Source organism: Carnobacterium sp. 17-4 (assembly GCF_000195575.1).
Classification (GTDB): domain Bacteria; phylum Bacillota; class Bacilli; order Lactobacillales; family Carnobacteriaceae; genus Carnobacterium_B.
Map to the genome: position 1 here is coordinate 1,086,908 of NC_015391.1, position 13,037 is coordinate 1,099,944.

The 13,037-nt window shown below is 35.1% G+C and carries 16 protein-coding genes; 15 read left to right on the plus strand and 1 reads right to left on the minus strand.

The genetic code is table 11. From position 1 onward, the window contains the following. The first annotated feature begins 6 nt into the window (after positions 1-6). The 14 genes from CAR_RS05305 (at position 7) to CAR_RS05370 (ending at position 11,894) form a co-directional block, all read left to right on the plus strand. On the plus strand, positions 7-657 hold the full coding sequence (locus tag CAR_RS05305; RefSeq protein ID WP_148229386.1) for a uracil-DNA glycosylase: 651 nt from the start codon (positions 7-9) through the stop codon (positions 655-657). A gap of 89 nt (positions 658-746) precedes the next feature. Next, positions 747-2,648 carry an ABC-F family ATP-binding cassette domain-containing protein gene (locus CAR_RS05310; RefSeq protein WP_013710689.1) on the plus strand — a complete coding sequence of 634 codons (1,902 nt, stop codon included), beginning with the start codon at positions 747-749 and terminating at the stop codon, positions 2,646-2,648. An 18-nt stretch (positions 2,649-2,666) separates the two neighbouring features. Next, positions 2,667-3,614: a thymidylate synthase gene (locus tag CAR_RS05315; protein ID WP_041556263.1), complete on the plus strand. Its 948-nt coding sequence runs from the start codon at positions 2,667-2,669 to the stop codon at positions 3,612-3,614. A gap of 24 nt (positions 3,615-3,638) precedes the next feature. Beyond that, a complete protein-coding gene (locus CAR_RS05320) occupies positions 3,639-4,130 on the plus strand; it encodes a dihydrofolate reductase (protein WP_013710691.1) in 492 nt (163 codons plus the stop codon). Positions 4,131-4,217: 87 nt separating this feature from the next. Further along, complete coding sequence (locus CAR_RS05325; protein ID WP_013710692.1) at positions 4,218-5,054, plus strand: SGNH/GDSL hydrolase family protein; 837 nt, start codon at positions 4,218-4,220, stop codon at positions 5,052-5,054. A 31-nt stretch (positions 5,055-5,085) separates the two neighbouring features. Continuing rightward, positions 5,086-5,694 carry a YpmS family protein gene (locus tag CAR_RS05330; protein ID WP_013710693.1) on the plus strand — a complete coding sequence of 203 codons (609 nt, stop codon included), beginning with the start codon at positions 5,086-5,088 and terminating at the stop codon, positions 5,692-5,694. A gap of 30 nt (positions 5,695-5,724) precedes the next feature. Next, positions 5,725-6,240: a peptide-methionine (S)-S-oxide reductase MsrA gene (gene msrA, locus CAR_RS05335; RefSeq protein ID WP_443101007.1), complete on the plus strand. Its 516-nt coding sequence runs from the start codon at positions 5,725-5,727 to the stop codon at positions 6,238-6,240. Positions 6,241-6,244: 4 nt separating this feature from the next. After that, on the plus strand, positions 6,245-6,466 hold the full coding sequence (locus CAR_RS05340) for a YozE family protein (RefSeq protein WP_013710695.1): 222 nt from the start codon (positions 6,245-6,247) through the stop codon (positions 6,464-6,466). A 34-nt stretch (positions 6,467-6,500) separates the two neighbouring features. Further along, positions 6,501-7,211: a purine-nucleoside phosphorylase gene (gene deoD / locus CAR_RS05345; protein WP_013710696.1), complete on the plus strand. Its 711-nt coding sequence runs from the start codon at positions 6,501-6,503 to the stop codon at positions 7,209-7,211. A gap of 85 nt (positions 7,212-7,296) precedes the next feature. Beyond that, a complete protein-coding gene (locus CAR_RS05350; RefSeq protein WP_013710697.1) occupies positions 7,297-8,790 on the plus strand; it encodes a S41 family peptidase in 1,494 nt (497 codons plus the stop codon). A 159-nt stretch (positions 8,791-8,949) separates the two neighbouring features. Further along, positions 8,950-9,498, plus strand: coding sequence for a signal peptidase I (gene lepB, locus CAR_RS05355; RefSeq protein ID WP_041556265.1), 549 nt, complete (start codon positions 8,950-8,952; stop codon positions 9,496-9,498). 21 nt (positions 9,499-9,519) lie between these two features. After that, positions 9,520-10,185, plus strand: a complete 666-nt coding sequence (lepB, locus tag CAR_RS05360) for a signal peptidase I (RefSeq protein ID WP_013710699.1) — start codon at positions 9,520-9,522, stop codon at positions 10,183-10,185. A 70-nt stretch (positions 10,186-10,255) separates the two neighbouring features. Then, on the plus strand, positions 10,256-11,119 hold the full coding sequence (ylqF, locus tag CAR_RS05365) for a ribosome biogenesis GTPase YlqF (RefSeq protein WP_013710700.1): 864 nt from the start codon (positions 10,256-10,258) through the stop codon (positions 11,117-11,119). A 1-nt stretch (position 11,120) separates the two neighbouring features. Further along, positions 11,121-11,894 carry a ribonuclease HII gene (locus tag CAR_RS05370; RefSeq protein WP_013710701.1) on the plus strand — a complete coding sequence of 258 codons (774 nt, stop codon included), beginning with the start codon at positions 11,121-11,123 and terminating at the stop codon, positions 11,892-11,894. 95 nt (positions 11,895-11,989) lie between these two features. Here CAR_RS05370 and lexA read toward each other — a convergent pair whose 3' ends face one another. Beyond that, a complete protein-coding gene (lexA, locus tag CAR_RS05375) occupies positions 11,990-12,613 on the minus strand; it encodes a transcriptional repressor LexA (RefSeq protein ID WP_041556267.1) in 624 nt (207 codons plus the stop codon). A 161-nt stretch (positions 12,614-12,774) separates the two neighbouring features. Between lexA and CAR_RS05380 the strand changes: the two genes are divergently transcribed. Continuing rightward, complete coding sequence (locus CAR_RS05380; protein ID WP_013710703.1) at positions 12,775-13,014, plus strand: DUF896 family protein; 240 nt, start codon at positions 12,775-12,777, stop codon at positions 13,012-13,014. The last annotated feature ends 23 nt before the right edge of the window (positions 13,015-13,037 follow it).

A 13,037-nucleotide genomic window follows, 5' to 3' on the forward strand; every position in this document is an offset into this window, starting at 1 on the left:
ATTGATTTGAATACGGTGTTAACAAGTCATTTAGTTGAACTGGCTAAGAAACGGTCGCAGGAGTTTAGTGTTGAGGGCTTTGTTTATGGGCAAGGACCTATTAATCCTAAGTTTTTATTAGTAGGAGAGGCTCCAGGAGAGACAGAAGCAGTGAACGGTATTCCTTTTTCTGGAAGGGCGGGCAAGGAACTTATGCGCTTTTTTGAACTATTAGAAGTTGATCGCACAGAAGTTTATATCACAAGTGCTTTTAGAAGTCGTCCTTACCGTTATAAAGAAAAAATGGATCGTAAAACCAAGCAACTTGTGTATCGAAAATACAATCGCCCACCAACTAAACAAGAACTGATTGCTCATGCTCCCTTACTAGATTATGAAGTAGAAACAATCCAGACACCTTATATTTTGACAATGGGAAATATTGGATTACAAAGGTTGCTTGGTCCAAAAATGAAAGTTTCTGAGCAGCATGGAAAACTGTATCATGGGCCAGTAATGTGTTTAGCTTCTTCGGAAGACGATACGTATACTTGGACTGAAAAACACTATGCCGTTTTTCCAACGTTTCATCCGGCGTCCATTTTCTATAATCGAGGATTAGTCGAAACCATTCATGAGGATTTAGCACAATTTAAAAAACTGATTAATAAAACTTAATTAGAGTAACTTAAAGATATTATGAATAAAAAATGGTAGAATGTTAGAGATGGATGAAAATGTTTGATAGAGGAAAGTGGAGATAAAAGATGAAAGAATTAAAAGTACAGAATTTAACAAAAACCTATGGGGAAAAAGTATTATTCGATGGAATCAATTTTTCAATAATGGAAGGTGAAAGAATTGGTCTGATCGGTGTAAATGGTTCTGGTAAAACGAACCTACTGAATGTGATTACTGGAAATGATAGTGCTGAAAAAGGCAGTATCCAAAAACCAAAAGATTATACCATCAGTTATTTGATGCAAGAACCAGATTTGAACCTTGAAAAATCCGTTTTTGATGCTGTTTTTGAGGGAGATACACCTATCTTAGCAGCCGTTAGAAACTACGAAAGAGCCTTAGATTTGTTAACAGAAGATCCAATGGATGAAAAAAACCAAAATAGATATTCAAGAGCTGAACAGGCAATGAATGATGAAAATGCTTGGATAGCTGATACAAACGCAAAAATGATTTTGAATAAACTTGGAGTCATTGATTTAGAGCAATTGGTAGGAACGCTATCCGGTGGACAGAAGAAACGTGTCGGCTTAGCGCAAGTGTTGATTCAAGAACCGGATTTGCTCGTTTTAGATGAACCAACAAACCATCTAGACTTTGAAACAATTACTTGGTTAGAAAGCTATTTAAGTTCGTATAGAGGAGCTCTATTGCTAGTAACTCATGACCGTTATTTCTTGGACCGGATCGTTAATCGAATGATTGAATTGTTCCATGGAAATGCTACTTTTTATACAGGGAATTATGAACAATATGTAGTTGAAAGAGCTCAAAGACAAGAAGCAGCTGTAGTAGCAGATCATAAAAGAAAACAAATGTATACGAAAGAGTTAGCTTGGATGCGTACCGGAGCAAAAGCACGTTCAACAAAACAACAAGCTAGGATCGGTCGATTTAAAGACCTAGAAGACAATTTAAATCAATCTAATGTAGACGAATCAGTTGAAATGAATTTAGAAGGTTCTCGTTTAGGGAAAAGAGTATTCGAGTTAAAAGATGCATCGCTTAATTTAGGTGGAAAAGTAATTTTAGATCACTTCAATATGTTGATTCAAACGAAAGATCGAATTGGGATCAGCGGTGAAAATGGAGCAGGTAAATCAACTTTCTTAAATGCTTTAGCTGGTAAATTCCCATTAGATTCAGGAGAAATAGTTGTCGGCGAAACTGTAAAAATCGCTTATTTTACGCAAGTAATTGAAGAAATGAATCCTAACAAACGTGTGATCTCTTATTTACAAGAAGTTGGAGAAGAAGTGGAAACAACCAATGGTGAGAGAATCAGCGTAACTAATCTATTGGAACAATTCTTATTCGAGCGCCATACGCATGGTACACTTATCGGTAAATTATCAGGTGGAGAAAAAAGACGACTGTATCTATTGAAGTTATTGATGCAACAACCAAATGTATTGTTGCTTGATGAACCAACAAATGATTTAGATATCGCAACTTTAACGGTCTTAGAAGACTACATTGAAACATTCCCTGGAGCAGTTATTTCAGTTTCACATGACCGTTACTTCTTAGATAAGACAGTAGAGAAATTGCTGATATTTGATGGCAATGGAAAAATCAGACCATTTTATGGAAGTATTACAGATTATATAGAAGAAGAGCAAGAGAAAAAACAAGGACGCTCTGTTCAAAATAGTGGTTCAGTTGCAAAAGTTGCTACAGAACCTGAACCAATTAATGTTGATGAGAAAGTGAAGTTAACATTTACAGAACAAAAAGAGTGGAGCACGATTGAAGAAGAGATGCTTAATCTTGAAAAAAAAATAGAAACCCTTAAAGAAGAAATGTTAGAAGCGGGCAGTAATTTCAGTTTATTACAAGAACAACAAGAACAAGTAGCCACTTTAGAAAAAGAGTTAGAAGAAAAAATGAATCGTTGGGAATATTTAAGCCAATATGCGAATGATTAATTTATAGGAGGTAAAATGGTGGAATCAGAATATTTAAATTTAGGAAAAAAAGTCTTGGAAGATGGTCATGTAAAGACAGATCGGACAGGAACAGGAACTAAAAGTCTTTTTGGTTATCAAATGCGTTATGATTTACAAAAAGGTTTCCCATTATTAACAACGAAAAGAGTCCCCTTTGGTTTAATTAAAAGTGAATTGCTTTGGTTTATTAAAGGCAATACGAATATTCGTTATTTATTGCAGCACAATAACCATATTTGGGATGAATGGGCTTTTGAACGTTTTGTCAAAAGTGAAGAATATGTGGGACCTGATATGACTGATTTCGGCAGAAGAGCCTTAGTTGACGAAGAATTTAAAGCTGTTTATGATGTTGAAAAAGAAGCCTTTTGTACTCGTATTTTAGAAGATGATGCATTTGCTGCTAAATACGGTGAACTGGGAAATGTATATGGGGCTCAATGGAGAAGATGGAAAACGACCCAAGGAGAGACCATAGATCAACTGAAAGATGTCATTCAACAAATCAAAACAACACCAGATTCAAGGCGTATGCTTGTTTCAGCATGGAATCCAGAAGACGTTCCTAATATGGCTTTACCTCCTTGTCATACGTTATTTCAATTTTATGTTGCTGATGGAAAATTAAGTTGCCAATTGTATCAACGAAGTGCAGACATCTTTTTAGGTGTGCCATTTAATATTGCGAGCTATGCTTTGTTAACACATTTAATAGCGCATGAGGTTGGTTTAGAGGTTGGAGAATTTGTTCATACGTTAGGTGATGCACATTTGTATTCAAATCATTTTGAACAAATGAAAAAACAATTAGCAAGAGAACCTAGGGACTTTCCGACGATCGCATTGAATGAATCAAAGAATAGTATCTTTGATTTTGAGATGGAGGACATACAAATCGAAGGATATGATCCTCATCCAGGAATAAAAGCTCCAATAGCTGTTTAATCTGAAGAGAAAGTAGGAAACGAAATGATTGCTTTTTTATGGGCTCAAGATAAAAATGGTGCAATTGGGTATAAAGGTACTTTGCCTTGGTATCTGCCAAATGATTTAAAGTTTTTCAAACAAATGACTATAAATAACGCTGTAGTGATGGGAAGAAAAACGTTTGAAGGAATGAACAAACGTCCTTTACCAGACCGTATCAATATTATTTTAACTACTGATCTTAATTATCAGGCTGAAGGGGTCAAAATCATGCACAGCCGAGAAGAAGTGTTGGATTTTGCAAAAGACTACTCTGGAGATACGTTTATTACTGGGGGAGCGAAAGTGTTTAGCTTCTTTATGGATGACGTGGATGTATTGCACCGCACAATGATCGAAGGCGAGTTTGAAGGAGATACCTTTATTCCAGAAATAGATTGGACGAAATGGAAACTTGAGAAAATAGAAGAGGGCGTTTTAGATGAACGCAATAAGTACCCTCACGTTTTTGAAACATATGCACGGAAAAAGTAAACTCATTCTCCCTTCACAAATAGTATACGAAGAATAAAGAATCTGGTATACTATTTCCATATATTTACAAGTAAAGGAGTTTTTCTTATGAAAAAAGGAAAATCAATTCTCAAAAGCTTCCTTTTTTTAATTATTGGAATTGTTTTAGTGGTGGGTACTCTGACAGTCTTATTCCGAACTCGTTCAAATGATGATCAAGAGACAACAGAAACAAAGAAAGAACCGCTTCACATTGTTGCTATAGGTGATTCATTAACTGAAGGTGTTGGAGATTCTGCTAACAGCGGAGGATATGTTTCAATTGTCGATGAATTACTAGAAGAAACTCAAAATTATCAAGAGGTGACTACTAGTAATTATGGAAAAAGTGGGGATCGAAGTGACCAAATATTAAACCGATTTTACGAAGATGAAATGATGCAAGAAGACATCAAAACTGCTGATATGGTCGTTTTAACCATTGGTGGAAATGATATTATCCAAACATTTAAAAAAGATTTTTTAACTATCGACGAGCAAAAATTTATTGCTCCAGAAAAAACATACCAACAAAACTTGAAGAGTCTTCTAACGGAGTTTAAAGCATTAAATCCTAAGATAGAAATCTATGTCTTTGGTATCTATAATCCCTATTATGTTTATTTTCCTGAAATTACTGAAATGCAAACAATAGTAGATGAATGGAATGAAAAAACGCAAGCAATCGTAAGTGAAACAGATAATGCTGCTTTTCTTTCTATATCTAGCTTATTTAATCAATCCTCGGAGTCAGAAGGAAAAGAAAATCAGCTATTGGATGAGCAAACCATTGATGCAACAGAAGTTGTCAATCCGTATTTATATGAAGAAGATTTGTTTCATCCTAATAGAGCCGGTTATAGATTGATGGGCGAGGAATTGTTCCAGGCTATCGTAAATAACTAAAAAGAATTTTTTTGAAAGTAAAAGGTGTATTATGGATAAAAAAAGAGATCAGCAAAAGAATAAAGTAAATAGTTGGAAGTGGGCTTTTCTAGGGTTGCTTTCAGTGGTATTAGGTATTATCATATGGGCCTTTACTCAAATGACTCCTATTATTATAGGAGAACCAAATCTTGAGACTAGAGACACTAAAGATGAAGTCATGTTTCAAATATCAACGAAAAAAGATGACGTTAATCAATTGGTAGCTTCATACCTTAAAGATGAAAAAATTGTAAAAGGTCCCGTTAATTATCAGTTCAGATTGGAAGAGCAGGCACAATTAGTGGGTACTTTTCAATTGTTTGGTCATGATATCCAATTCCAGTTATTTTTAGAACCATTTGTTATGGAAAATGGTAATTTACAATTTAAAGCAACTGGTCTTTCAATTGGGAGATTTAACGTTCCTATTACTTTTGCAATGAATCAAATTGAAAATCAATTGAATATTCCGGATTGGGTAGCGATTGATAGTGAACAAGAAACGATTGTTTTTAATTTAAATGAATTCACTTTAGATAGCGGTATTCATTTTTCAGTTGACAAGATTAATTTAGCTGAAAATGATATTCGAGTGAACGTTTTCGTTCCGGCTGATTAGAGTTAGAAGAAGTAGGAAAGGATGAGGCGAGTGAAAGAGACTGCTATATTTGCAGGAGGGTGCTTTTGGTGTATGGTTTCGCCTTTCGACGAACAACCTGGAATTGAAAGAGTTGTATCAGGCTACACTGGAGGCCATACCATCAATCCTACTTACGAAGAAGTGCTGACCCAAACAACTGGACACACTGAAGCTGTTGAAATAACCTTTGATCCTTCAGTTATTTCATATGAGGAATTGGTAGATATCTATTGGAATCAAACGGATCCCACAGATGCAATGGGTCAATTTCAAGATAGGGGCGACAACTACCGTCCCGTCATTTTTGTTCTCAATGAGAACCAAAGAAATATTGCGGAGAAATCTAGACAACTGTTAAGCGAAAGTGGAAAGTATAAAAATCCTATTGTAACAGTAATTGAAGAGGTTCAACCTTTTTATCCAGCTGAAGAACAGCATCAAGAGTTTTATCAAAAAAATCCAGAAAAGTATGCTCAAGAAAAAGAAGAGCGTTTGCACTATCAGCAAAGTAAAGAAAGGAATTAGTTCAATGCAACGTCCGTTTTATCACTATTTAATGACTGAAAGAGATCCACATAAAAAAGATGTTGTTACCTTATTTGCAAATGCTGTTTATTTAGATGATGGTTTCCCAAAACAGTCAGAAGATTATCATGAAGTTAGCCATTATTTAGAATTAAATGGCACATACTTAGAAGAAATGACAACTTTTGATAAAGCTTGGGAAATCTATTTGGACAAAGATAATTAAAAACAAACTACCATACAATTAGGAGGAAATAATCATGAGTGTACACATTGAAGCTAAAGAAGGCCAAATCGCAGAAACGGTATTGTTACCAGGAGATCCATTAAGAGCAAAATATATTGCTGAAACCTTTTTAACAGATGTAGAACAATACAATCGAGTGAGAAATATGTTCGGCTACACAGGAACGTACAAAGGTCACCGAGTATCCGTTCAAGGAACCGGTATGGGAATTCCATCTATGATGATTTACGCTGAAGAATTGATCACAGGATACAACGTGAAGAACTTAATACGTGTAGGAACTGCTGGTGGAATGCAAAAAGACGTTAAAGTACGTGATGTAATCTTAGCTCAAGGTGCAACAACAGATTCTGCTGTTGTTAAAAATACATTTAATGATCAAGTTCAATTTGCACCTATCGCTGATTTCGACTTATTGAGAACAGCTTATGAAATTGCTGTCGAACAAGGAATGGATGTTAAGGTAGGAAATATCTTGTCTGCTGACCGCTTTTATAATGAAGAGCTCGACAAAAAGAAACTTGCAGATTATGGTGTATTGGCTACTGAAATGGAAGCAGCTGGTCTTTACACATTAGCAGCTAAACACAATCGTCGCGCCTTAGCTATTTTAACCATAAGTGACCATCTGATTACTGGGGAAGAAACGTCCTCAGATGAGCGTGAAACAACATTTAATGATATGATGATCGTAGCATTAGAAACTGCTTTAAAATTTAAATAAGTGGGTAGTATTTAAAAATAACTTCAGCAGTAAAATCAACTAACCGCATCCTATAATTAATTGAAACTAGAGAGGAAGCTTACACATGGAGAATGAACCAAACGAAGAAAAGAATAAAAAAGGCATTAAGCCTTGGGCATATGGAGCTTCTCTCATAGTAGTTGCTGCACTTTCAATTGGTGGAACCGTGGCTGTCACAAATGCAAATAATGATGATGAATCACCTAGTAAAAATCAATTAAGTTCATCAGAAGTAAGCGTAGAAATGAATGCAGATGAATTTGCAAAAATCCAAGAGGTATATGATGCGTTAATGTCGGATTACTACCAAGGGATTGAAGGAGAAACGTTGATTGAAGGTGCCATTACTGGTATGACGGAATCTGTTAAAGATCCTTATACACAATACCTTGATGTAGAAGAGTCTACTTCTTTAAATGAAAGTATTTCTGCTTCCTTTGAAGGAATTGGTGCTGAAGTAATGAAACAAGGGGACAATGTCATGATCGTGTCTCCTATTGCAGGTTCTCCAGCTGAAAAAGCAGGATTGCTGCCAAATGATATTATTTTAAAAGCAGATGATCAAGAATTAACAGGCTTAAACTTAAATGAAGCTGTTTCTTATATTCGAGGTGAAAAAGGCTCAGAAGTGGTGCTAACTATTAAACGTGGCGATTCTACTTTTGAAGTGACTGTTGTGCGGGATACCATACCTGTTGAGACAGTAGTTTACCAGTTAGATGAAAAAGATCCAACGATTGGGTATATTGCCATCACAAGTTTTTCTACACCAACTTATGATGACTTAGTAGCTGCGATTGAAGATCTAAGAGAACAGGGTGCTGAATCCTTTGTCTTTGATGTTCGTCAAAATCCTGGTGGGTTATTAAATGCCGGGTTGAGTATTTCTAATTTATTTTTAGAAAATGGCGATACTATTTTACAAACACAGGAGAAAGATCAAGAACCGATTCCAATCGTTTCAGATGATGCGACAATGGGTGACTTTAAAGTGACTGAACCTTCTGTTTTATTAATAGATGAAGGAAGTGCCAGTGCCTCTGAAATATTAGCGGGTGCAGTTAGCGAGTCTGGTAATGTCAAACTGATCGGTACTCAGACATTTGGAAAAGGAACTGTTCAAAATGTAGCTACATTTGATGATAGTAGTGAATTGAAAATGACAGTTGCGAAATGGTTAACGCCAAGCGGCAAGTGGATTAATGAAGAAGGAATTAAACCTACTATTGAAGTACCATTACCAGATTACGCCAATTTATTGATAATTGATGGTTCAAAAACGTATCAACTAAAAGATGTATCCGCAGAAGTTGAGAATTTAGAAAAAGTATTAGAAGCGTTAGGTTATCCTGTAGAATCAGTAGATGGATATTTTGATGAATCTACTGAAGAAGCCGTTAAACAATTTCAAACAGATAAAAAATTACCTGTTGATGGTATTGTAACAGGCGAAACGGCTACTCAACTCATTGAATCATTAAGGACCTTAATAGATGAAAATGATACTCAATATGAGGCAGCTATCAAAGAATTGCAATCTAGTAAAACTGCTGAATAAATAGGGATAGCTAGGAAATAGGATTGTTAATAACTTGATGCCAAAAGAGAGATAGGAATTTGCTATCTCTCTTTTGGTTAAATCATTGTTCTAAATAAATAGTTATTTTCTGGATTTTCTTGTATGATAGAATAAATAGATTGATTTGGAGCGAATGTAATGAGGCAAAAGTCTTGGAAGGAATTTTCATGGGAATGGTTTAAGGCGTTTTTATTAGCTGGATCAATCACTGTTTTACTGCGAAATTTTATATTTATTCCTATGACTATTGAAGGTTCTTCTATGATACCAACTTTTCAACAGGACGATCAGATCATAGTTAGAACCATCTATAATAATATAGAAAGATTTGATCTAGTTGTATTTCATGATTCGTCAAATCGAACACTTGTGAAAAGAGTCATTGGGTTACCGGGAGAGGAAATTCGCTACGAAAATGATCAGTTGTATATAGATGATCAAAAAATAGAGGAAAAATTTCTTGATAATAATTTAGTTAATCATGCTGGTGGGGTATGGACATCCGATTTCACTTTAGAAGAGTTAACTGGAACTCAAATAGTTCCAGAAGATGAGTATTTTGTATTAGGAGATAATCGCAGATCAAGTAATGATAGTCGATATTTTGGGAGTGTTCCAGTAGATTCGATTATTGGCGAAACGTCTATTACTTACTATCCATTTAATCGTATTAAGTTTATTCCATAAATAGCATAAGAAGGTAGGGAGATGCAATTGAGTAAAATTAATTTTTCTGATAATCAACACAAGAATGAAGATACTTTCGAGCCCAGAAACACGCGTCATCTTTCTCCAAGTCAAAAACGCAAAGAAAATAAAGGTCGCGGCAGTGAATTTCTAAGCACCTTACTATATTGTGTTGTAGCACTGATTATTTTTCTACTAATCCGACACTTTCTTTTTGCTCCGGTAAGTGTAGATGGGGAATCAATGGCACCTACTTTAGAAGATCAAGATCGTTTGATTTTAAATAAAATTGACAAAATAGACCGTTTTGATGTGATTGTATTCCCAGCTCCAGATGAGCCGGATAAACAGTATATCAAACGGGTTATCGGTCTGCCCGGAGATACGATTCAGTATCAAGATGATGTATTGTATGTCAATGGAGAACCGGTTGAAGAAGAGTATTTAGAAGATTCCATCGAAAATATGACACCAGGAGATAATTTCACAGAAGACTTCTTATTAGCTGCTAAAACAGGTGAAGAAACTGTTCCCGAGGGTACTTATTTTGTAATGGGAGACAATCGTCAAAATTCAAAAGATAGCCGGTTTAGTGAAGTAGGGTTTATAGATGCGTCCACTGTTAGTGGAACAACGAATCTTCGTATTTGGCCACTTAAAGAATTTGGTGCAATTGACGAGGATTAACAAATGAAATAAAAAAAAGAATACCATAATGTGGTTCTTTTTTTTGTGTAAATAGAAAGGTGAAAATTAAATGACCATTCAATGGTTTCCAGGACATATGGCAAAAGCAAGACGCCAAGTAACAGAAAAAATTAAACTAGTAGACATTGTTTTTGAACTAGTAGATGCAAGACTACCATTATCAAGCCGTAATCCAATATTAGATGAAATAATTGGAGAAAAACCAAGAATCATCATTTTAAATAAAAGTGATTTAGCGGACCCACTAGAAACAAAAAAATGGGTAGCCTATTTTAATGATCAAGGAATTGCGGCTGTCCCAATTGTTGCTCAAGAAGGACACGGTATGAAACAATTGATGGCAAAAGCAAAAGAGCTTTTACAACCAAAATTTGATAGAAGAGCCGCTAAAGGTATAAAACCTCGTGCAATTCGAGCAATGAGTATTGGAATTCCTAACGTTGGAAAATCAACATTGATCAATCGTTTTGTAAAGAAAAATATTGCTCAAACAGGAAATAAACCTGGTGTGACAAAGGCACAACAATGGCTGAAGTTAGGTAAAGAATTGGAATTGCTTGATACGCCAGGAATTCTTTGGCCGAAGTTTGAAGATCCTGAAATTGGAAAGAAATTGGCTTTAACTGGAGCAATTAAAGACACTATTTTACAGCTAGATGAAATTGCAATGTATGGATTGGAAGAAATGAAAATTCGAAATCCAGAAATGCTTGCTAAACGATACAGATTAACTGAAGAAGAATTGGATCTTGAATCGCCAGAATTGCTTATGTTGATCAGCGAACGTAAAGGGTATAAAGAAGACTATACTCGTGCAGCTGAATTGATTGTTTTTGAAATTAGAAGCGGTAAAATTGGGAAATACACATTAGATATAGCGCCGATTTCTTTACCAAAAAGGCAGGATAGCTAAAATGGAAAAACCGTTGACCATTACGGCAATAAAGGAACTACTAACGACCATTACCCATACGGATGATGAACGATTGGTTTTTATCAAGAGCGATTCACGTAAAGGTGTATTAAATGCGTATAAATCTTGGGAAAATCAAATGAGAAAACAACAATTGATTCTCGAAAAACAACAAGAAATGCTGCAAATAGAGCAATTTTTTTGGGAACAAGGAACACAATTTGTTGCTGGAATCGATGAGGTAGGAAGAGGTCCATTAGCTGGCCCTGTTGTTGCAGCTGCGGTCATATTGCCGCAAGATTTTAATGTACTGGAAATCAATGACTCTAAACAATTATCAAGTGCAAAAAGAGAAGTGTTATTTGACCAAATTCAAGAATCTGCATTAGCTATTGGGATTGGTATAAAAGACCATCAAGTAATTGATAAAGTCAATATTTACCAAGCAACTAAGCTGGCTATGATTGAAGCTGTTGAGCAACTACCTCAACAGCCAGAACAATTGCTTATTGATGCAATGCATCTACCAATCACTATTCCCCAAGAAAGCTTCATCAAGGGAGATTCAAAAAGTTTGTCTATAGCTGCTGCTAGTATTATTGCGAAAGTAACAAGAGACAGAATGATGGCCGAATATGATACGTTATATCCGGGATATGGTTTTTCTAAGAATGCGGGTTATGGAACAAAAATCCATTTAGAAGGATTAGAAAAACACGGAATATGTCCTATTCATCGAAAAACTTTTGCTCCTGTAAAAAATTTATTAGGTTAAAAAGGTTTATAGTGCAACCACAAGATAAATTGTTGTGCACTTAAAACGATAAAATAAAAAACGAAGGACCGGATAAAACCCGGTTCTTCGTTTTTTTATTGAATATGACTACGATACAATCCGATTACTTTGCCTAAAATCGTTAATTCATTAAGTAGAATAGGACTCATAGTGTCATTTTCTGGTTCTAATCGGTAATGATCTTCTTCCTTATAAAATCTTTTACAAGTTGCTTCATCTTCTACGGTCATAGCAATGACAATATCGCCATTATTTGCTGTGCTTTGTTTACGAATGATCACTTCATCACCATCAAAAATACCAGCATTGATCATGCTTTCTCCACGTATGGTTAACATAAAAAGAGAGTCGTTTTCAAATTGCAAGTTTGGAGGTAGTGGAAAATAATCTGTCGCTTCTTCTACAGCTAAGATTGGTTCACCAGCTGTTACAGTTCCCAATAAAGGTATTTTATCAAGTGCAATGCCTAATTTTGATAATCCTAGTTGTGTTAGTTCTATTGCTCTTGGTTTGCTGGGATCTCTTTGGATATAACCATTTTTTTCTAAACGAGAAAGGTGACCATGAACGGTTGAGGTAGAAGATAAAGAAACAGCCGTTCCAATTTCTCTTACAGTTGGAGGGTATCCTTTCAATTTAACTTGACTGTATATATATTGTAGAACTTCAACTTGTCTTGATTCGGGATTTTTACTCATAATATATATAAACACCTCGTTTCTATTATTTTATCATTTTAAGATTACCATATATGATAGAACAAATCAAACAAACGTTCGTAGATTTAGAGGATTAAAAGGTGTTTTTTTCAAAGAAATTTGTTATAGTTGAATAATAAATAAAAAAGTGGAGTGATTAGATGTTGCCAAAAGATCAAATAGAACGAATAAATGAATTAGCAAATAAATCAAAAAACAAAGGATTGACTATTCAAGAACAAATTGAACAAAAAAAATTAAGAGATGATTATATAACAGCTTTTCGAGGCGGAATGAGAAATACCATTGAGGGTGTAAAAATTGTAGATGAAGAAGGCAATGACGTAACCCCCGATAAATTGAAAGACATACAAAAAGATAAAGGTCTTCACGGGAGATAATAGAGTGTTTGTTCATTAATGTG